Annotated in this window: 16 protein-coding genes and 1 pseudogene; 9 read left to right on the top strand and 8 right to left on the bottom strand. The window is 74.1% G+C overall.

The window, feature by feature from the left end; genetic code table 11:
• Positions 1–21 precede the first annotated feature (21 nt).
• Positions 22–462: an OsmC family peroxiredoxin gene (locus tag IE95_RS0100635; RefSeq protein WP_030144035.1), complete on the top strand. Its 441-nt coding sequence runs from the start codon at positions 22–24 to the stop codon at positions 460–462.
• A gap of 28 nt (positions 463–490) precedes the next feature.
• Here the strand turns inward: IE95_RS0100635 and IE95_RS0100640 are convergent, their stop codons facing one another.
• Positions 491–1,531 carry an NAD-dependent epimerase/dehydratase family protein gene (locus IE95_RS0100640; RefSeq protein ID WP_030144036.1) on the bottom strand — a complete coding sequence of 347 codons (1,041 nt, stop codon included), beginning with the start codon at positions 1,529–1,531 and terminating at the stop codon, positions 491–493.
• Between the two features lie 395 nt (positions 1,532–1,926).
• Here IE95_RS0100640 and IE95_RS0100650 point away from each other — a divergent pair, with 395 nt between their 5' ends.
• Both IE95_RS0100650 and IE95_RS0100655 read left to right on the top strand, forming a co-directional pair.
• A complete protein-coding gene (locus tag IE95_RS0100650; RefSeq protein WP_030144037.1) occupies positions 1,927–2,490 on the top strand; it encodes a dihydrofolate reductase family protein in 564 nt (187 codons plus the stop codon).
• 279 nt (positions 2,491–2,769) lie between these two features.
• Positions 2,770–5,622 (top strand): FAD-binding and (Fe-S)-binding domain-containing protein, encoded by a 2,853-nt coding sequence (locus IE95_RS0100655; RefSeq protein WP_030144038.1) that lies wholly within the window; start codon positions 2,770–2,772, stop codon positions 5,620–5,622.
• A 73-nt stretch (positions 5,623–5,695) separates the two neighbouring features.
• Here the strand turns inward: IE95_RS0100655 and gadC are convergent.
• A pseudogene (gene gadC / locus IE95_RS20950) lies at positions 5,696–7,366 on the bottom strand (glutamine/gamma-aminobutyrate antiporter GadC); the annotation flags it as partial.
• Between gadC and IE95_RS0100665 the strand changes: the two are divergent.
• Positions 7,281–7,988, top strand: a complete 708-nt coding sequence (locus IE95_RS0100665; protein ID WP_030144040.1) for a nitroreductase family protein — start codon at positions 7,281–7,283, stop codon at positions 7,986–7,988. The pseudogene gadC and the gene IE95_RS0100665 sit on opposite strands and share 86 nt — an antisense overlap.
• A 151-nt stretch (positions 7,989–8,139) precedes the next feature.
• Here IE95_RS0100665 and cofC read toward each other — a convergent pair whose 3' ends face one another.
• The 5 genes from cofC to IE95_RS0100690 form a co-directional block, all read right to left on the bottom strand.
• On the bottom strand, positions 8,140–8,976 hold the full coding sequence (gene cofC, locus IE95_RS0100670) for a 2-phospho-L-lactate guanylyltransferase (RefSeq protein WP_084689650.1): 837 nt from the start codon (positions 8,974–8,976) through the stop codon (positions 8,140–8,142).
• Complete coding sequence (cofD, locus tag IE95_RS0100675; protein WP_240666190.1) at positions 8,973–9,905, bottom strand: 2-phospho-L-lactate transferase; 933 nt, start codon at positions 9,903–9,905, stop codon at positions 8,973–8,975. The genes cofC and cofD overlap by 4 nt, the downstream gene beginning before the upstream one ends.
• Positions 9,906–9,971: 66 nt before the next feature.
• Positions 9,972–10,685: a maleylpyruvate isomerase N-terminal domain-containing protein gene (locus IE95_RS0100680; protein ID WP_030144043.1), complete on the bottom strand. Its 714-nt coding sequence runs from the start codon at positions 10,683–10,685 to the stop codon at positions 9,972–9,974.
• Positions 10,686–10,765: 80 nt separating this feature from the next.
• Positions 10,766–11,977 (bottom strand): homoserine O-acetyltransferase MetX, encoded by a 1,212-nt coding sequence (gene metX / locus IE95_RS0100685; protein ID WP_036570265.1) that lies wholly within the window; start codon positions 11,975–11,977, stop codon positions 10,766–10,768.
• A gap of 73 nt (positions 11,978–12,050) precedes the next feature.
• Complete coding sequence (locus IE95_RS0100690) at positions 12,051–13,415, bottom strand: bifunctional o-acetylhomoserine/o-acetylserine sulfhydrylase (RefSeq protein ID WP_030144045.1); 1,365 nt, start codon at positions 13,413–13,415, stop codon at positions 12,051–12,053.
• A gap of 448 nt (positions 13,416–13,863) precedes the next feature.
• Here IE95_RS0100690 and IE95_RS0100695 point away from each other — a divergent pair, with 448 nt between their 5' ends.
• Complete coding sequence (locus tag IE95_RS0100695) at positions 13,864–15,330, top strand: C40 family peptidase (protein WP_051702539.1); 1,467 nt, start codon at positions 13,864–13,866, stop codon at positions 15,328–15,330.
• Between the two features lie 123 nt (positions 15,331–15,453).
• On the opposite strand, the gene IE95_RS0100700 is transcribed toward IE95_RS0100695, so the two are convergent.
• Positions 15,454–15,957 carry an inorganic diphosphatase gene (locus tag IE95_RS0100700; RefSeq protein WP_030144047.1) on the bottom strand — a complete coding sequence of 168 codons (504 nt, stop codon included), beginning with the start codon at positions 15,955–15,957 and terminating at the stop codon, positions 15,454–15,456.
• Between the two features lie 224 nt (positions 15,958–16,181).
• On the opposite strand from IE95_RS0100700, the gene dacB reads away from it, so the two are divergent.
• The 4 genes from dacB (at position 16,182) to hpt (ending at position 20,589) form a co-directional block, all read left to right on the top strand.
• Entirely contained in the window at positions 16,182–17,636 is a 1,455-nt protein-coding gene (gene dacB, locus IE95_RS0100705; RefSeq protein WP_338068432.1) for a D-alanyl-D-alanine carboxypeptidase/D-alanyl-D-alanine endopeptidase, read from the top strand.
• A 94-nt stretch (positions 17,637–17,730) separates the two neighbouring features.
• Positions 17,731–18,852 (top strand): zinc-dependent metalloprotease, encoded by a 1,122-nt coding sequence (locus IE95_RS0100710; RefSeq protein WP_030144049.1) that lies wholly within the window; start codon positions 17,731–17,733, stop codon positions 18,850–18,852.
• A gap of 7 nt (positions 18,853–18,859) precedes the next feature.
• Entirely contained in the window at positions 18,860–20,029 is a 1,170-nt protein-coding gene (tilS, locus tag IE95_RS0100715; RefSeq protein ID WP_030144050.1) for a tRNA lysidine(34) synthetase TilS, read from the top strand.
• A gap of 5 nt (positions 20,030–20,034) precedes the next feature.
• A complete protein-coding gene (gene hpt, locus IE95_RS0100720; RefSeq protein ID WP_030144051.1) occupies positions 20,035–20,589 on the top strand; it encodes a hypoxanthine phosphoribosyltransferase in 555 nt (184 codons plus the stop codon).
• Positions 20,590–20,788 lie beyond the last annotated feature (199 nt).

Below are 20,788 nucleotides of genomic sequence, written 5' to 3' on the forward strand. Positions count from 1 at the left end.
CCCGCACGAAGGAGCCACATCATGGCAGTCCGCACCGCCCGCACCGCGTGGAACGGCACGCTCATGGAGGGCACCGGTCAGGTCGAGCTCACGAGCTCGGGGACCGGCACGTTCGACGTCAGCTTCCCGCGCCGTACGGCTGACGAGGCCGAGGGCATCACGAGCCCCGAGGAGCTCATCGGCGCCGCGCACTCCTCCTGCTACGCGATGCAGCTCTCCGGGGTCATCGGCGAGGCGGGCGGCACGCCGGTCGCGCTCGAGGTCAAGGCCGACGTCACGCTGTCACCGGACCCGGCCGGTGGCCTGCGCATCTCGGCGGTCGCGCTCACGGTCCGCGGCGAGGTCGAAGGCCTCGACGAGGCCGGCTTCCTCGCGGCGGCCGAGAACGCCAAGGCGACGTGCCCGGTGTCCAAGGCGCTGACCGGCGCGACGATCACGCTGGACGCCGCCCTGGAGTCGTAGCGGTCCGGAGGGCCGTCCGGCTTCCGTGTCAGGCCGGCAGCAGCGGTGGGCTCTGCGCGCCCGCGCCCTCGACGAGGCCACCGACGACCTCGGTGACCGTGGCCCGGGCGTCGTGCACCGGGGCCCACCGCAGCAACCTCCTGGCCCGCGCCGTGTCGAGCACCGGCACGGCGAGCGCGACGTCGAACCAGCCCGGGTCGAGCGGGACCAGCCTGGCCGTCCAGGCCAGGGCGACGACGCGCCGCAGGGACCCGGGCGACACCTCGCGCAGGCTTCCCTGCGACACGATCGCGGCGACGTCGGGCCCTGTGAGGACGTCCGGTGCGGCGACGTTGAACGTGCCCGGGTGCCGGCCCACGAGGATCTCGCAGTAGGCGTCCGCGAGGTCGTCGGCGTGGACGACCTGCAGGCGCATGCCGCGCGGCCACACGAGCGTCGGCAGGTGCCCCTTGCGACGCAGCGGCGCCGGCAGCAGCCTGCCGAAGAACAGCCGCGCCACCTCGCTCGCCGCGTCGCGCTGGAACGTGAACGGCGCACGCACGCGCGTCACCACGACCCCCGGGTGCTCGGCCGAGAACCGGTCGAGGAACCCCTCGACCTCGGCCTTCTGCGCGCTCGACACGGACCCCGCGATCCCCGCGGTCGGCCAGTACTCGTCCCGGGGCGTGTCGTCGAACGCGGGCGAGCACGCGCTCGCGCACGACGCGACCACCAGGTGCCCGACGCCGGCCCGCGCCGCCGCCGCAGCCACACGCCGCGTCCCCTCGACGTTGACGCGCGCGAGCTCCTCGCGGTCGTGCGCGGGGTCGATCGCCCACGCGAGGTGGACCACCGCGTCGGCACCCACGAACGCGCCCGCGAGACGCGACGCCACGACCTCCTCGGGGTCCGTGAGGTCGCAGCGCGCCCACTCGGCGGTGTCGAACGGCGGCACGACGGTGCTCGACCCGTCCGCGCGCGGCACCCGGCTCGCGACCCCGACGACCGACGTGACCACAGGGTCACCCGCGAGCCTGCGCAGCAGGGCCGAGCCCACGTTCCCGCTCGCCCCGACGACCACGACACGCATGAAGTCTCCTCTCGACGTCCGCTTCCCCAGGCTACCGACCCGCCGCCCGCCCGGCCGGGGGAGCGCCCGCCTTCACCCTCTGCGCCGGGGACCTTGCGACGGTCGCGCGCGACGTCGGGGTGCTGCTCGTGGTCCTTGGGGTCGCGCTCGCGGCCACGACGTTCGCCGCGCACCGGCAGCGGGTGCGGAGCCCGACGAGGCTGCAGCCGGAGCTGGTGCTCTAGGGACGTGTCAGAACGAGCGTGGCCTGGAGTGCTCGCTCGTTCTGACACCGAGCGGCGACCTTGCGTCGGGTTCGTCAGACCGGGACAGGTTCGTGGCGCGGACGTCGATGACTTCTCCACGCCGTGATGGTCTGTAGTACACCGAGCACCGACTCCTGGAAGGACGACACCATGGGGAAGCTGACGTTCGCCATGAGCACGAGCCTGGACGGATACGTCGCCGCGCCCGGCGGCGACCTCGGCTGGAGCGTGCCGAGCGACGAGCTCTTCCAGTGGTGGTCCGACCGCGTGGGAGCGACGGGCCTGTCGCTGTACGGACGCGTCCTGTGGGAGGTCATGAGCCCCCACTGGTCGACCGCTGACCAGCAGCCCGGCGTCACGCCGGCGCACGCCGAGTTCGCCCGTCGCTGGCGGGACGTGCCGAAGGTGGTGTTCTCCTCGACGATCAGCGAGGTCGACGGGAACACCCGTCTGTTCAGCGGCGACGCCGTCACCGAGATCGCCCGGCTCAAGGCCGAGGCAGACGGTCCCCTGGACGTCGGCGGGGCCACCCTCGCCGCGGCGGTCATGCGGGCCGGGCTGGTCGACGAGTACGTAATCGTCACCCACCCGGTCCTGGTGGGCGGCGGCACACCGTTCTTCACGCCCTTGGACGCCTGGGTGGACCTTGACCTCGTGGAGACCCGGACGTTCCCCGGCGGTGTGCTCCTGACCAGGTACGAGACCAGGCGGTAGGTTCGGCCGTCGGGCATCCTGCCCCAGCCCCGTCCCACGCGGGACCCCCGATCCCTGACACTCCCCGGACGCGCGTCCGCGGCCTGCGGGAGTGGTGGGAGAATCGCCGACGTGACTGCTGAACTCGACGCCGCAGGAGCCCCCGTCCCGCCCGAGCGCACGGAGGCGGACGCCCAGCACGCCGCGAAGGCGGCGGCCGCCGAGGAGGCCGCGCGGTCCGCGGCCCTCCGGGAGGCGGAGCGTGAGGCCGAGCGCGCGGCGGACGCGGCGCGCGAGGCGATCGCGGCCGCGGTGCGCACCACGACGCGCGGCATCGTCGACTCCTCGACGCGGCGCCGGGCCGAGTACTCGACCGACGCGTCGAACTACCGCGTCGTCCCCGAGATGGTCGTCTTCCCGGTCTCGACCGACGACGTCGTGGCGACGCTCGACGTGACGCGCGAGCTGGGTGTGCCGCTCACGGCGCGCGGCGCGGGCACGTCGGTCGCGGGCAACTCGATCGGCCCGGGCGTCGTGATCGACTTCTCGCGGCACGTGAACCGGGTCCTGTCGGTCGACCCGCAGGCGCGCACGGCACGCATCGAGCCGGGTGTCGTCATGTCGACGCTCCAGAAGGCCGCAGCCCCGCACGGTCTGCGCTTCGGCCCCGACCCGTCGACGCAGAACCGCGCGACGCTCGGCGGCATGATCGGCAACAACGCGTGCGGTCCGCACGCGGTCGCGTACGGGCGCACCGCGGACAACGTGGTCGAGCTCGACGTGGTCGACGGCACGGGCCGGCGCTTCACCGCAGGCAAGGGCGACCCGACGTTCGCCGCGGTCCCGGGCCTCGCGAAGCTCGTCCAGGACAACCTCGCGCTCATCCGCACCGAGTTCGGGCGGTTCGGTCGCCAGGTCTCGGGGTACTCGGTCGAGCACCTGCTGCCGGAGAACGGCTCGGACCTCGCGAAGTTCCTCGTGGGCAGCGAGGGCACGCTCGTGACGATCCTCGAGGCCACGGTCGCCCTGGTCCCGGTGCCGAGCGCGCCCACGCTCGTCGTCCTCGCCTACGAGGACATGCCGACGGCGGCCGACGACGTCCCCGCCCTCCTGTCGCTGAGCCCGCTCGCGGTCGAAGGGCTCGATGCGCGCCTCGTCGACGTGGTGCGCCGCGCCAAGGGCGCCGGCTCGGTCCCGGAGCTCCCGCCGGGCGGTGGCTGGATGATGGTCGAGGTCGGGGGAGCGACCCCCGAGGAGGCGTACGCGAACGCCGAGGCGATCGTCGCGGCCTCCGCGTCGACGTCGACGCGCATCCTGCCCGCCGGTCCCGACGCCACCGCCATGTGGCAGATCCGGGCCGACGGCGCCGGGCTGGCCGGGCGCACGCCTGCGGGCGAGCAGGCGTGGCCGGGGTGGGAGGACTCCGCGGTCCCCCCGGAGAAGCTGGGCGCCTACCTGCGCGACCTCGACGCGCTCATGGCGCGCTACGGCGTCGACGGCCTGCCGTACGGGCACTTCGGTGACGGGTGCGTGCACCTTCGCATCGACATCCCGCTCGAGTCGTCGGGCTCGGTGCTGCGCACCTTCATGACCGAGGCCGCCGAGCTCGTGGCCAAGTACGGCGGCTCGCTGTCCGGTGAGCACGGCGACGGCCGCGCACGCTCGGAGCTGCTGCCCGTCATGTACTCGGCCGGCGCCATCTCGCTGTTCGAGCAGGTCAAGGCGCTGTTCGACCCGCAGGACGTCCTCAACCCCGGGGTGATCGTGCGGCCCGACGCGGTCGACGCGGACCTGCGCCGCCCCCAGGCGCTGCCCGTGCTGCCGACCAGGGGCGGCTTCTCGTTCAGCCACGACCACGGCGACATGACCCAGGCCGTGCACCGCTGCGTCGGCGTCGGCAAGTGCCGTGCGGACTCGTCGGCGTCGGGCGGGTTCATGTGCCCCTCATACCAGGCGACCAAGGACGAGAAGGACGTCACGCGCGGACGGGCGCGCGTGCTGCAGGACGCGATCAACGGCACGCTCGTGGGCGGCCTCACGTCGCCCGAGGTCCGTGACTCGCTCGACCTGTGCCTGTCGTGCAAGGCCTGCTCGGCCGACTGCCCCGCAGGCGTCGACATGGCCCAGTACAAGGCCGAGGTCCTGCACCGCACCTACCAGGGCAAGCTGCGCCCCATGAACCACTACGCGCTGGGCTGGCTGCCGCGCTGGGCGCGCCTCGCAGGCATGATGCCGCGCGTCGTCAACGCGGTGCTCGGCATCCGGCCGCTCGCGAAGCTCGTGCTCAGCCTCGGCGGCATGGACCCGCGCCGTGAGGTGCCGAAGTTCGCCGAGGTCCCCTTCCGCACGTGGTGGAAGCGCGGGGGCGCGACGAACGGGGTACCGGGGCTCGCCGTCGGGCAGACGCCCGGGCGGCCCCAGGCCGGCAAGCGGCCGCAGGTCGTGCTGTGGACCGACTCGTTCAGCGACGCGCTCGCCCCCTCGGTGCCGCAGTCCGCGGTCGCGGTGCTCGACGCCGCGGGCTACGACGTGATCGTGCCCGACCAGCAGGCCTGCTGCGGCCTCACCTGGATCAGCACGGGCCAGCTCGACGGCGCCCGCAAGCGCCTCGAGAACCTGCTCCAGGTCCTGGGGCCGTTCGCGGTCAACGGGATCCCGATCGTCGGGCTCGAGCCCTCGTGCACCGCGGTGCTGCGCTCCGACCTGCTCGACCTCTTCCCCGACGACCCGCGCGCGAAGGCCGTCGCGGGCGCCACCCACACGGTCGCCGAGCTCCTCACGCGCCCCGAGACCCGGCCCGCGCCCGAGACCTGGCAGGTCCCCGACCTGTCCGACGTCACGGCCGTCGTCCAGCCGCACTGCCACCAGCACTCCGTCATGGGCTTCCAGGCCGACGAGAAGCTGCTGCGCGGCGCCGGCGCCACGATCGACACGCTCGCCGGGTGCTGCGGCCTCGCCGGGAACTTCGGCATGGAGAAGGGCCACTACGACGTGTCCGTGGCGGTCGCGGAGAACGCGCTCCTGCCCGCGCTGCGGGCCGCCGGGCCCAACGACATCTTCCTCGCCGACGGGTTCTCGTGCCGCACCCAGGCCGACCAGCTCGGCGGCGTGCAGGGCAAGGCGCTCGTCGAGCTGCTCGCCGAGCGGCTCTAGGACAACCCCTCGGGGGCGTGGCCTGCGTCCCCGCGCTGCGGGTCCCCGACCCCCGGGCCCCGACCTGCCACGTGAACGGCGCGAAGTCGGCGGACTCGTCGCGCCACGAGGGCCTGCGCGCGGCGTACGCCCAGAACGGCAGCGCGACGAAGACCACGCTGAGGCCGACGAGCAGACCCACGTACGTCGTCGGGCTGCCCACCTCGACCTGCGCGGGCGGCACGAAGCTCACGACCAGGGCGAGCGTCGCCGCGAGCAGCCCGCACCCGCCGATGACCCATACGCCCACGATGCCGCCGGGCACGCGGTAGCGCCGCGGTCGGCCCGGCTGGGAGTAGCGCAGGGCGATCACGGCCGCGAACATCAGCACGTACGCGACGAGGTACAGGATCACGGTGAGCTGGCTCAGGAGCTGGTACGCGGCCTGCACCGACGGCAGGATCACGAACATGACCGACAGGACCGTCACGACCGCAGCCTGGACGAGCAGGATGCGCGACGGCATGCCCGCCCGGTTCGTGCGGTGGAACCAGCGCGGCAGGTAGCCCGCACGCGCGACCGACAGCAGACCCGTCGCAGGGCCCGCGACCCAGGTCACGACGCCCGCGAGGACCCCGACGGCGAGCATCGCCGCGAGGACCGGCCCGGCCCACCCGATGCCCGCCCAGGCGAGCAGCGTGTTGAAGGCCGTGAGCAGGCTCTGCGTCAGGTCGATCTGCCCCGTCGGGATCACCACGGCGATCGCGAGCGTCCCCAGCACGAGCACGACGACGGCCCCCAGCGCCGCCACGAGGATCGCGATCGGGTAGTTGCGGACCGGGTTCCGGATCGAGCGCACGTGCACCGCGTTCATCTCCATGCCCGCGTAGAACAGGAAGATGCCCGCGGCCAGCACGATGTTGGAGAACTTCGACAGGTCCGGCACGAACGCGCCCCACGAGAGCTCGACCTGCGACGGGTTGCCGCCCGCCAGGTACGCGGCGGCCAGCCCGATCAGCAGCGCGGCCGGCACGAGCGTCCCCACGATGCCGCCCCACTTCGCGACCTGGGAGAACGACGCCACGCCGCGCAGCGCGATGAGCGTCGCGAGCCAGAACACCCCGAGCACGACCGCGAGCACGAACACCTTGTCGCTCGACACCTGCGGGGCCGCCGCGGCGTCCCCCGTGTAGGCGAGCGTGACCGCGGCGAACGTGAGGATCGTGGGGAACCAGATGCAGCCCTCGATGAACACCATGAAGATCGCGAGGAACCCCCACCGGCTGCCGAACGCCTCCCCGACCCAGCGGAACATGCCCCCCTCCTCGGGCCAGCCCGTCGCGAGCTCGGCCGCGACCAGCCCCACGGGGGCCAGGAAGAACAGCGCCGCGAACAGGTAGTAGAACGTCGACGTGAGCCCGTACTCGGCCTCGGCCGGCAGCCCGCGCAGGCTCACGACCGCGACGATGTTCATGACGGCGAGAGCGGCGACCGTGATGGTCCCCGCGCCGGGCGTCCTGCGTGCTTCGCTCACGTGCTGGGCCTCTCCTGCGACGGGCTGGTGCCGGGGGTGTGGTGCGAGGTCGTGGCCGACGGCGCGACTCACGCATCGTGGCACCGGGGGAGCGGAGGCGCGCGGGGAGGGCGCGGCTGCGCTGCGGGCTGGCAGCATGGTCGGCATGGAGTTCCAGGACGTCGTCCGCCGCCGCCGCATGGTCCGACGCTTCACGGACGAGCCCGTCCCGCCGCAGGCCGTGGACCGCATGCTGCGCAACGCGGTCCGTGCGCCCAACGCGGGCTTCACGCAGGGGTGGGCGTTCGTCGTCCTCGACACGCCCGACGGCGTCGCGCGCTTCTGGTCCGCGACCTCGCCGCGCGCAGTGGTCGGGCCGGGCGACGGCGGCGAGGGGGCTGACGGGGCCGCGCGCGGGGCCCGCGAGAGCCGGTGGCTCGCAGGGATGCGGACGGCCCCCGTGGTCGTCGTGGTCCTGACGTCGCGCGAGGCGTACCTGCGGCGGTACGCCGAGGACGACAAGGCGCGCGCGGCGGCGCAGGCCGCGGGCGAGGGGGACGCGCCGTGGGACGTGCCGTACTGGCACGTCGACGCGGGCATGGCGTCGCTGCTCATGCTCCAGACGGCGGTCGACGAGGGGCTGGGCGCGTGCTTCTTCGGGGTGCCGCCGGGACAGGTCGAGGCGCTGCGGGAGACGTTCGAGGTGCCTGCCGAGTTCCTGGTGACCGGGGTGGTCGCCGTCGGGCATGCGGCGGACCCGGCACCCCGGGAGGGCGCGGGGGGACCTGGGACGGGCGTTGCGCCGTCGGGCGGGTCGCCGACGCGGCGCCCGCGCCGACCGCTCGAGGACGTGGTGCACCGCGGCGGATGGTGAGCCCGCGGTGCACCTGTCGCCGGGGTGCACCTGTCAGAACGAGCGTGACCTGGAGTGCTCGCTCGTTCTGACACGTCGGCACCCTGCGAGGAGTTGTCAGAACGAGCGTGACCTCTGGTGCTCGCGTGTTCTGACAACCGGGTTGACGGGGTCAGGCCCTGTGGGACCGGTCGATCGCGCGGTGCAGGTCCGCGAGCTCGTCGCGGGCTCGTACGTCCGCGGGGAGCTCGGACCAGTCGTCGAGCGTGTCGAGGTCCACCGCGGTCCCGGTCCGCTGCACGACGGCGGCGCGCACGCCCCGGCGCTCGGCCTCGGCCAGGTGCGCCTCGAGGCTCTCGACACCGAAGCGGAACGTGAACGGTGCGTCGGCGTCGAGCACCAGGAGGTTGGTGCCCGACCGGGTTCGGTCGGTCGCGACGACGACCGGTGCGTCCTCGGCGAGCAGGGCCTCGACGTCGTCGGTCGCGAGCGCCGGGAGGTCGGCGTGGGCGACGAGGAGCCGGACGGGTCGCACAGCCGTGGCGCAGGCAGCCTCGCCCGCCGGGTCGGCCACGAGGCTCGCGACGATCTCCCGCCCGACGTCGAGGGCGGCGTTCAACCCCGGACGGCTCGCGGGCTGCAGGACGATCTGGAGGCGACCGGGAGCGTCACCCTCGGCGTTGTCGCCGTCGCCCTCGGCAGGTGGGTCGGTCACCCTCGGCAGGGGAACCGGCTCGGCCAGGTTGCCCAGCGCGCGCCACGTAAAACGAGGGTCCGACGTCACCACGAGCACCCGCTCCACCGACTCGCTCGCGAGCAGCGTCCCGACCACGTACCGCGCGAGCACCCCGATCAGCCGGCTGCGCTCGGCCGGGTCGAGCACGGTCGCGAGCCGCGACTTGCCCGAGGAACCGTCGCGCAGCGGCACCACGGCCACCACCCGCTGCCGGGCCGGGGACGCACCCGCCGCACCCGTACCGGTGGGGTGAGCGGCGCCGTCGGGCGTCATGCCGATGCCGCGAGCAGCTCGCGCGCCAGGCGCTCGCGGCCCTGCGCCCCACCCATGACCGTGTCCGTCACGAGGACCTCGAGGCCCAGGGCCTCGATCGCGGGCGCGAGGTCGCGGTCGGCCTCGTCGATGCACATGACGTCGACCAGCCCCACGTACAGGCGCGCGACGCCGAGCGCCGAGACGTCGTGCCCGAGGCTCGCGAGGACCGACGCCGCGGGGCCCTTGAGCGCGCGCCCGCCGACGATCGGGCTCACCGCGACGCGGCGGGCCGCCGAGGCCGCGAGGGCGTCGCGCACGCCCGGCACGCTCAGGATCGGCTCGATCGACAGGAACGGGTTCGACGGCGCGATCACCAGCAGGTCCGCACCGGAGACCGCGTCGAGCACGCCCGGTGCGGGGGACGCGTGCTCGGCCCCGACGAACGTCAGGCCCAGGACCTCGTCGCGGTGCTGGCGGGCGACGAAGTACTCCTGGAAGCCCAGCGACCCGTCGGCCGTCTCGACGACGGTCGCGACGAGGTCGTCCGTCATGGGGAGCAGGCGCGAGCGGACCCCGAGCGAGCCCGTGATCTGCGCGGTGACCTCGGTCAGCGTCGCCCCGGCGCGCAAGCGGGCCGTGCGTGCGACGTGCGTCGCGAGATCCTTGTCGCCCAGCGTGAACCACGTGTCCTCGCCCAGGCGCCGCAGGGCGTCGAGCGTCGCGTAGGTCTCCCCGGCCAGTCCCCAGCCGCGCACGTCGTCGGCGAGGCCCGCGAGCGTGTACGTCACGGTGTCGAGGTCCGGGCTGATCGCGAGGCCGTGCAGCTCGACGTCGTCGGCCGTGTTGACCACGACCGTGAGGTCGGCCCCCGCGAGCTCCATGCCGTGAGCGAGCTTCGCGCCACCCACACCGCCTGCCAGGACCGTCACCCGCACGTCGTTCACCACCGGTCGAGCATAGTTCGGTCGCTTGGGGCGGCGGCCCCGTCTCGCGCCTGTGGCGCGGCGGCGTGGTCAGAGCAGCGGCAGCATGCGCCCCAGGTCAGGGACCGAGTCCGAGGTGTGGAGCGGTGCGAGCGCACGGGCCAGGTCGTCGACGTCGTAGGGGATGCGGCCCGTCGCGAGGCGCACCCACAGGCGCGGGTCGACGACCTCGAGGCTCCAGCCGCCGCGCGCCACGACGATGCGCAGCAGCTCCGCGGCGACCAGGTCCAGCGCGCCGCGGTCGACGGCCTTCTCGGCGACGCCCGGCAGGCTGCGCTCCAGGTCGTCGGCGTGCACGACGAGCTCGACGAGGCGCGAGACCACCATGTCGCGCAGCGTGATGGGGCCGCGGCGGGCCTGGACCACGGTCTCGGTCGGGGCGAGCTCGTCGAGACGTGCGAACGCGCGCCGCGCGTACCCCGACACGGCGGTCAGCCGGTCCGCCGCGATCTCCTCGTCGAGGGCGCGGGTGACCTGGGCGATCTGCTCGGCGCGCTCGGGGTAGGTGCCGAGGTACTCGGCGAGCGTGAGCGGGTTGGTGCCGGGGGCGACCGGGCCCGCGGCCACGAGCGCGTCCATGGCACGGCCGAGGTGGGACACGAGCTCGCCCACGGTCCAGCCCGCCAGGACGCTGGGCTGGTCGACCGCGTCGTCCAGGGTGTCGTCGAGCGACCCGAGCCACCTCTCGAGGCGGTCCCACTGGGTACGGAGGGCTGCGGTGGCCTCGGCCAGGTCTGCGGTCATGGGGACATCGTGCCGGGTGCGGGGCGCGGCGTCACGTGCGGTGCGAGGGGTGGACGTCCGGGGCGGGGCGCACATCGTCCTCAGACCTGCGCGCGCTCCCCGAGGAACTGCGTGACCATGGGCCCGAGCTGGTCGAACTCGATGAGGAACCCGTCGTGCCCGAACTCCGAGTGCAGAAGACGCAGCGGCTGCGCGCCCGGGATGCCCTGGGCGATCCGTGCGGAGTGCTCGGGGAGGAACAGGCGGTCGGTGTCGACGGCCACGACGAGCGCGCGGGCCGTGATCTGCCCCAGGGCGGCGTCGACGCCGCCGCGGTCGCGACCCAGGTCGTGCGTCAGCATGGACTCGGTCAGCACGACGTAGGAGTTCGCGTCGAAGCGGCGCGAGAGCTTGTCGCCGTGGTGGTCCAGGTAGGACTGGACGGCGTAGCGGCCGTCGGTGAACGGGTCCTCGCCGCCCTGCGGCAGGCGGCCGAAGCGCTCGTCGAGCTCGCGGGCGCTGCGGTAGGTCGCGTGCGCGATCTGCCGGGCGATGCCGAGGCCCACGTGGGGGCCCTGGTCGTCGGGCACGTCGTAGTAGTCGCCGCCGCGGTACTGCGGGTCGGCGCGGATCGCGCCGAGCTGGGGGTGCGCCCACGCGATCTGGTCGGCAGACGTCTGGGCGCCCGACGCGATGACCGCGACCGACTCGACCGTGATACCGGCCTCGGGGCCGAGGATCGCCCACTCGAGCACGCGCAGCCCGCCCATGGACGCCCCGATCACGAGCTCCCACGACGAGATGCCGAGGGCGCGTGCGAGCTCGATCTCGACGGCGACCTGGTCGCGGGTCGTCACGCGCGGGAAGCGCCCGCCCCAGGGGCGGCCGTCCGGCCCGTCCGACGCCGGGCCCGTGGTGCCCTGGCAACCGCCGAGCACGTTGGGCGCGACGACGAAGTACCGGTCGGTGTCGATGGGGGCGCCCGGCCCGACCATCGCCTCCCACCAGCCCGCGGACAGGTGGCCGGGTCCGGCCGGGCCGACGACGTGCGAGTCCCCGGTCAGCGCGTGCAGCACGAGCACGGCGTTGGACCCGTCGGGGGCGAGCGTGCCCCAGGTCTCGTACGCCACGCGCACGTCCGGGAGCCGTCCACCGGCTTCGAGGTCGAACGTGCCGACGTCGGCGAAGCGACGGTCCCCGGCGTCGTCCCCCTCGCGCCACGCGGCCGAGGCCGGGACGGGCGCCTTGGCCCGGGCGCGCGAGTCCGACCCGCGCAGCGGGCGCGGGGACGCGGGGGGAGCCGGAGGAGTCATCGTCGCCCACTGTACGGCCGGGGCACCGGGCGCGCCCCGGCCGTCCAGAATCGTCATCGCGTGTCCCGGTGCCCTACTCCGCCGCGACCGAGGCAGCGGTCGCGGCGTCGGACCCCAGTGCGGCCTTCGCGGCGGTGAACCCTGCCTCGAGGTCCGCGAGGATGTCGTCGACGTGCTCGATCCCGACGGACAGGCGGACGAGGCCCGGCGTGACGCCGGCCTTGACCTGCTCCTCGGGGCTGAGCTGCGCGTGCGTCGTGGACGCCGGGTGGATGACGAGCGAGCGGACGTCGCCGATGTTGGCGACGTTCGAGTGGAGCGTGAGCGCGGACACGAACGCCTGCCCGGCGTCGGCGCCGCCGTCGAGCTCGAACGTGACGATCGCGCCCGCGCCGCGCGGCGTGTACTTCTGCGCGTTGGCGTACCAGGGGCTCGACGGGAGGCCTGCGTAGCCCACGGACACGACGTCGTCGCGCGACTCGAGCCACGCCGCGACGGTCTTGGCGTTCTCGACGTGGCGCTCGACGCGCAGCGACAGGGTCTCGATGCCCTGGGCGATGAGGAACGCGTTGAACGGCGAGATCGCCGATCCGAGGTCCCGCAGGAGCTGGACGCGTGCCTTGAGGATGTAGGCGAGGTTCGCGCCGAGGATGCCGTCGACGCCGAGGTCGCGGGCGTACACGATCCCGTTGTAGCTGGGGTCGGGGGTGTTGAAGTTCGTGAACCGCTCGGGGTCCTTCGAGAAGTCGAAGTTCCCGGAGTCGACGATCACGCCGCCGATCGCCGAGCCGTGCCCGCCGAGGTACTTGGTCGCGGAGTGGATGACGATGTCCGCGCCGAACTCGATGGGGCGCAGCAGGTAGGGCGTCGCGACGGTGTTGTCGACGATGAGCGGGACGCCGACCTCGTGCGCCGCGGCGGCGACGGCCTCGATGTCGAGGACGTCGGCCTTCGGGTTGGGGATGGTCTCGGCGAAGAACGCCTTGGTGTTCGGGCGGGCCGCGTCGCGCCATGCCTGCGGGTCGTGCGGGTCGCTCACCCACGTGGTCTCGACGCCGAGCTTGGCGAGCGAGTACTGGAGCAGGTTGTACGTGCCGCCGTACAGCGACGGGCTCGCCACGACGTGGTCGCCTGCCTCGGCGACGTTGAGGATCGCGAACGTCGTCGCGGCCTGGCCCGACGCGAGGAGCAGGGCACCGACGCCGCCCTCGAGGTTGGCGATGCGGTTCTCCACGACCTCGGCCGTCGGGTTGCCGATGCGCGTGTAGATGGGGCCGAGGTCCTTGAGGGCGAAGCGGTCGGCGGCGACGCCCGCGTCGGGGAAGACGAACGACGTGGTCTGGTAGATCGGCAGCGCGCGGGCCCCGGTGGTGGGGTCGGGCGTCTGGCCGGCGTGGATCTGGCGGGTCTCGAAGGACCAGCGGGGCTCGGTGCTCATGGTGGCTCCTTGGGGGTGCGGGGGAGGGAGCCGCAGGTGCGTCCGGTGGCCTGGTTCCGGGGCGGTCCGCGGCGGGGCAGTGGGGGACTGGTGCGCACGCGGTGGGCGGGTCCGGCCGGACGTCGGGGGCTGCGGCTGACGGTCGTCGTCAGGTCGCCGGTCCGAGGTGCGTCCGGGTGCCGCCCGCAGGGCAGGCGAACGTGCGCTGGGGGTCAGCTACACATTCGGCGGCAGGTCATGTCCCGAGAGTAGGTCGGCATCTCATCCGGCGATACCCCCATCTCGCCATGCGAGACTCAAGAGGTCGATCTTCACCCAGGGGCACCCCCTGTTCACCCGTGTGCCGGGTCGCCTCCCCGGGGGCCGCCGGAGAGACTGGACGTCGGCCGCGATCGTGGCCCGCGGCCACCGGTCCGGCCGACTCGTCCCGACGACGCATAGGAGGAGCGTGACGATCTCACACCCTTCCCCCCAGCAGGCAGCACCCGCCCGACGGCGTCGCTCACCCCAGGAGACCGGTGCACCCCGTGTTGCGGGTCGGCTCGCGGTCGTCGCGGCCCTGACCGTCACGCTCACCGGCGGGGTCGCCCCGATCGCGGTGGCCGATCCTGCCGACGACGGCTCCGGTTCGACCCAGCAGGACGAACGCTCGGTCAACCAGCGCGTGGCCCAGATCGAGGCCGACCTCGCGGTCCTCGCCGGGCAGCGGGACGACGCCTGGATGCGCGCGGGGCTCGCCGCCGAGGACGCCACCGACGCGCAGATGGAGCTCGAGGCCGCGAAGGCCGAGGTCGAGGCCGCGCAGGCCGCGCTCGACGAGGCCGAGGCCGGAGAGGCCGGAGCGCGGTCCGCCATGGGGGCCACGTACCGCGCGTCGCGTCAGTCCGGCGGCTCCCTCGACGCGCTGCGTGTCGTGCTCGACGCCGACGAGCTCGACCAGATCGTCGCGTCCGAGCAGGCCGGGCGGCTCACGGGCCGCAAGGTCCAGGCCGTCGCCGACGGGCACCGCACCGCACGCGCCCTCGCGGACGCCGCACGGGCCCGGTCGGTCGCGGCCCAGGAGGAACGGGCCGCCGCCAGCGAGCGTGCCGACCAGACCCTGACCACCGCCCTCGAGGCACAGCAGGGGATCGACGGAGCGGTGCGTGCCGCCACCGCGCGCCGTGACGAGCTCCTCGCGGACCTCGCGGCAGCACGGGCCACGACCGTCGAGGAGGAACGCGCGCGCCAGGACGCCCTGGACGCCGAGCGCCGGGCGGCGGCCGAGGCGCAGGCGCAGGGCGACCGTGGTGGCCAGAGCGTGCCGTCGCCCGGTGCGGGCGGGTCGGGGACGACCGCTCCGCCGTCGGGCGGGGGCAGCGTCGCGCCGCCGGTGAGCCCGCCGGTGACTCCGCCCGTGACGCCGCCGGTGACCCCGCCCGTGACTCCGCCCGTCACACCACCTGTGACGCCCCCGGTGACACCGCCGGTCACTCCGCCCGTGACCCCGCCGGTCACTCCGCCCGTGACCCCGCCGGTCACTCCGCCCGTGACGCCCCCGGGGTCGGGGGCGGCCAAGGGCCAGGCCGCGGTCGACTGGGCTCGTTCCAAGATCGGCGCCGACTACCTCTGGGGCGGCAACGGCCCCGCGTACGACTGCTCGGGGCTCACGTCGCAGGCGTGGTCGAGCGCGGGCGTCAACATCACCCGGACCTCCCGCTCGCAGTACGCGAAGGTGGCGAAGGTCGGCTACGACCAGCTCCGCCCCGGGGACCTCATCTTCTACGGCCGGAACACTCAGGACCCGAGCACGATCTGGCACGTCGCGATCTACGCGGGCGGCGGCCAGATGATCGAGGCCTCGCAGCCCGGGGTGCCCGTCCGGATCACAGCGGTGCGCTGGACGAACACCATGCCGTACGCGGGTCGCCCCTGACCTGTGCCTGACCGTGGCCCCTGACCGGGGCCCGCACGAGCCACCACGGACGAAGGCCCGGTCCCCCTGAGGGGACCGGGCCTTCGTCCGCCGTCGGTGCGGTGCGTCCGACGAGAAGCGTCGTCAGTGACCGGGGGTGTGGTACCCGCTGTCGATCGCGCGCTGGATGGAGCGCTCGATCTCGGCCTCGGCCTCGGCGCGACCGGTCCAGTGGGCGCCCTCGACGGACTTGCCCGGCTCGAGGTCCTTGTAGACCTCGAAGAAGTGCTGGATCTCGAGACGGTGGAAGTCCGACACGTCGTCGATGTCCTGGCGCCAGGCCGCACGCTGGTCGCCCGTGGGGACGCACAGGACCTTGTCGTCGCCGCCGGCCTCGTCGCGCATGCGGAACATGCCGAGCGCGCGGCAGCGGATCAGGCAGCCGGGGAACGTGGGCTCCTCGAGGAGGACCAGGGCGTCCAGCGGGTCGCCGTCCTCACCCAGGGTGCCCTCGATGAAGCCGTAGTCGTCCGGGTAGCGCGTCGAGGTGAACAGCATGCGGTCAAGACGGATGCGACCGGTCGCGTGGTCGACCTCGTACTTGTTGCGCTGGCCCTTCGGGATCTCGATCGTGACGTCGAACTCCACTGTTCTCCTCCAGTTGAACCGGCTCACCCGCTCGGTCGCGGTGTGGCGGTCGTGAATCGGCTGTCGTGCGCACGCGGCCCCGGCCGTCGCGGCCGGTGAACCCGGCCGGGTGGTGTGGACCACGAGGTTCCAGGCCAGCATGCGCCCTCTAGTGTGACACGAACGGCCCGGGTCGGCGGTGGCCGGACCCCGAGGACTCCGCGCTTCTGGGTGATAATGCGCACGTGAGCGACGCCCTCCGGGCGTCGACGGCAGGCGGGAAGAGGGACGAGATGGGCTGGGCTGCACGCACCGGGATCACCGCGGGGATCGTGGTGGTCCTCGCGGGCGGCTACCTGACGGCGGACGCGTACGACGTCGTTCCCGGTGTCCTGACGACGGCCCCCGCTGTGGCCCCCGCCGCGCCCTTCCCGAGCCCTCCCGGTGCCGTCGACTCGGCGTCACCTGCACAGACGCTCCCGGTCCTGGACGAGTCGGCCCCGTTGCCCGACGCCGCGGAGATCTCCGCCTCGCTCGACGCGCTGGTCGAGGACCCGCGGCTCGGCAGCCGGGTGGGCGGTGTCGTGATGGACCGGATCACGGGCGAGGTGCTCGCGCAGAACGGCGCCGACACCCTCATGGTCCCGGCCTCGACCCAGAAGGTCCTCACGGCGGCCGCGGCCCTCGCCTCCCCGGGGCCCGAGGTGACGCTCACCACGAAGGTCGTCGAGGTCGACCCCGGCACGATCGCCCTCGTCGGTGGCGGCGACATGATGCTCGCGGCCGGTGCGGGCGATCCGTTGGCCGTCAACGGCCGGGCAGGGATGGCGGACCTGGCGACGCAGGTCGCGGGCGAGCTCACGCTCACCGGGCGGACGACCGTGCGCCTCGTGGTCGACGACCGCTACTTCACCGGCCCCCCGGTCAGCCCCGCGGTGTTCCCCGGCAACGTGACGGCGGGCTACATCGCCCCCGTGACCTCGGTCGCGGTCGACATCGCCCGCCTCAGCGACGCGGAGTACGCCAGGCGCAGCGCCGACCCGTCGCTCGCCGCGGCGGAGGTGCTCGCGGCGCGCCTCACCGAGCTGGGCATCACGGTCGAGGGCGCTCCCGTCCGTGGTGAGTCCGCCTCGGCGGCCAGGGTGATCGGGTCGGTCGAGTCCGCACCGCTGAGCGAGATCGTCGCGTACTTCCTCGAGCACTCGGACAACACCATCACCGAGGTCGTGGGTCGCCTCGTCGCGATCGACGCGGGGCTGCCCGCGACGTCCGACGGCGCCACGCAGGCCGTGGCCGCGAGCGTGTCGCGCCTCGGGGTGGACCTGACGGGCGCCGTCCTCGCGGACTGCTCGGGGCTCGGGGACGGGTCCGCGGTCTCGGCCGCGCAGCTCGCCGCGGTGGTCGACCTCCTGGCCGACCCGGAGCAGCCGGGACTGCGCGCCGGTGCGGTCGGGCTGCCTGTCGCCGGGCTGTCCGGCACGCTCGACGACCGCTACCTCTCCTCACCCGGCCGGGGCGTGGTCCGGGCCAAGACGGGGAGCCTGCCGAACGTCACGTCGCTCGCGGGGACGGTCGTCACGGCGCAGGACCGCCAGCTCGTGTTCGTGCTGCTCGCGGACGCCGTGCCCGACGGCGCCACGTACGGCGCGCGCCTGCTCATGGACGGGTTCGTCGGGAGCCTGGTGGGCGCGGAGGACTGACGCCCGCCCGCCGAGGGTGACGTTCCCGCCCGCCGACGGTGACGCTCCCGCACCCCGACGGTGACCGTTCGCGCTCACCGGCTACGGTGGGGCGATGACGTCTTCCGTGGTCGGCGCGCCGCTCGTCGACTGGACCTCTGCCGCGCAGATCGCCGCCCGGGTCGCGCCCCCCGGGCCGACCGCCTCGCGCGACGAGCTCGCTGCGCTCGTGGAGGGCCTGCGCGAGGCGGCGTCGGCCGCGGTGCCGCACGTCCTGCGCGTCACGCGCATGGTGCCGAGCGGGAGCGTCTCGCGCGCCGAGGCGACCGGTGACCCGACCGCGGCCCTCTCGCAGGTCTTCGTCGTCGACCGGTCGCGGTGGGCGAGGGCCAACACCGAGGTCATGGCGAGCCTGACGGACGGTGTCGCGGAGTCGCTCACCGGCGCCGGCGACAAGCCCGTCTCGGCGACCACGGCGCTCGTCGGGGCGGCCCAGGTGGGAGCGGTCCTGGCGGCGCTCTCGAGCCGCGTCCTGGGTCAGTTCGACCCGTACAGCGCGCACGGTCCGGCTGACCCCGGACGCCTGCTCCTGGTCGCCCCGAACGTCCTGCAGCTCGAGCGCGACCTCGACCTGGTCCCGGCGGACTTCCGTCTGTGGGTGTGCCTGCACGAGCAGACGCATGCGCTCCAGTTCGCGGCGGCCCCGTGGCTCGCGGAGCATCTTCGGGCCTCGGCCCGCGAGCTGCTCGTCGGTCTCTCGGAGTCCTCGCGGCAGCTCGCCGAGGCGCGTCTGCGCGACAAGCTCGCGACGGCCGGCCGGGTCGTCCTGCGGGCCGTGCGCGGGCAGGAGGGCGGGGTCGCCCACGGGCTGCTCACGTCCGACCAGCAGCGTTCGCTCGCGGAGGTGTCTGCGGTCATGGCCCTCCTGGAAGGGCACGCCGACGTCATGATGGACGCCGTCGGGCGTGCGACCGTCCCCACCGTGCGCCGGATCCGGGCGCAGTTCGAGGCGCGCCGCGACGGGCAGGGCAGCAGCACGCTCGACACGGTGCTGCGCCGCTTCCTCGGGATGGACGCCAAGCTCGCCCAGTACCGCGACGGTGCGGCGTTCGTGCGCGCGGTCGAGAGGCAGGTGGGGCGCGACGGGCTCAACGCGGTGTGGTCGACCCCCGAGCACCTGCCTGCCGCCCGCGAGATCGCCGACCCCGGGGCCTGGGTGCGCCGGGTCCACGGCTGACGCGCCCGTGGTCGGTCCTCGTCCTGCCGAGGCGGCGGCGCGTCGCGCGGTGCGCAGCGCGGTCCACGACCTCGGGCCCGGTGCGTTCGTGCTCGTGGCCTGCTCGGGCGGTGCGGACTCGCTCGCGCTCGCGGCCGCGACGGCCTTCGTCGCCTCGCGCGACGGGTTGCGTGCGGGGGCCGTCGTGGTCGACCACGGGCTCCAGCACGGCAGCGCGGAGGTCGCTGCCGTCGCGGCGGCGCAGTGCAGCGCGCTCGGGCTCGACCCGGTCGAGGTCCGGCGGGTCGAGGTCACGGGCGCTGGCGGGCTGGAGGCGGCGGCGCGCCGCGCGCGCTACGCCGTGCTCGACGACGTCGCTCACCGGACGGGTGCCGCGGCGGTCCTGCTGGGGCACACCCTGGACGACCAGGCCGAGTCCGTCCTGCTGGGGCTCGCGCGCGGGTCGGGGGCCCGGTCCCTCGCGGGCATGGCCGCCGTCCGCGGGACGTACCGGCGTCCGTTCCTGGGGCTGCGGCGGACCGACACCGAGGACGTGTGCACCGCGAACGGGCTGGCCTGGTGGACCGATCCGACGAACGGAGCGCCCGACGTCGCCCCGTCCCAGGGTCCCGTCCGGTCCCAGGGCGCCACGCCGGTCGCGAGCGCGGCGGACCCGGGCGGCCCGGCCACGCTGCCCGCCGTGGCCCTGCCCCTGCGCTCGCAGGTGCGTGCACGTGTCCTCCCCGTCCTCGAGGACGTGCTCGGACCGGGCGTCGCGGTCACCCTCGCCCGGACCGCCGACCTGCTCCGCGAGGACGCCGACCTGCTCGACGAGCTCGCGGGCCGGCTGCTCGACGACGCGCGCGTCGTCGAGCCTGCCGACGCGGGGCCGCGCCCGCGCGTCGCTCCTGTGGTGCTCGACACCGAGGTGCTGCGGTCCGCCCCGGCCGCGCTCCGCCGTCGGGCGCTGCGACGGGCCGCGGCCGAGGCCGGGAGCCCTGCCGGATCTCTCTTCGCGAGCCACGTCGCGGCGCTCGACGCGATGATCACCGACTGGCGCGGCCAGGGACCCGCACACCTGCCGGGAGACCTTCGGGCACTGCGGACCCGTGGGAGACTCTTCCTACGGCCCGCGCGTACCCCCTCGCCCGAGCGAACCGTGCCCGCCGAGACCCCAGCAGAACCAGCACAGGAGTGAAACCCGTGGACTCATCCGACGTCGGCAACGACCTCGAGAACATCCTCCTCACCGAGGACCAGCTCCGCGGGAGGCTGGTGGAGCTCGCCGAGCAGATCGACCGCGACTACGCGGGCAAGGACCTCCTGCTCGTCGGCGTGCTCAAGGGCGCCGTCATGGTCATGGCGGACCTCGCGCGCCTGCTGCACCACGACGTCGAGATGGACTGGATGGCCGTCTCGTCGTACGGGTCGGGCACCAAGTCCTCGGGCGTCGTGCGCATCCTCAAGGACCTCGACGCCGACCTGACGGGCCGTCACGTGCTCATCGTCGAGGACATCATCGACTCGGGCCTGACGCTGTCGTGGCTGCTGTCGAACCTGCGCAGCCGCGGCCCGGCCTCGGTCGAGGTCGCCGCGATGCTCCGCAAGCCCGACGCCGCGAAGACCGAGGTCGACGTGCGCTACATCGGCTTCGACATCCCCAACGAGTTCGTCGTGGGCTACGGCCTGGACTACGCGGAGAAGTACCGCAACCTGCCGTTCGTGGGCACGCTCGCCCCGCACGTCTACTCGTCCTGACGCGCTCCACCGTGCCCGCGCGGGGACGGGGGGAGGGGGCCACGGCACGTCGTCGTGCGCCCTCCTCGCGTCACGCGCGGGCCGCCCGCGGCCCCGGCCGCCACCCGTTGCGGACGTCGCTCGTCGACGCAACGCCCTGGGCGAACAGACCAGCCAACTGCCAGGTTGTGCGTGTAACTTCACTGGCGGAACCATTGCG

It is taken from the genome of Oerskovia turbata (assembly GCF_000718325.1).
Classification (GTDB): Bacteria; Actinomycetota; Actinomycetes; order Actinomycetales; family Cellulomonadaceae; genus Oerskovia; species Oerskovia turbata.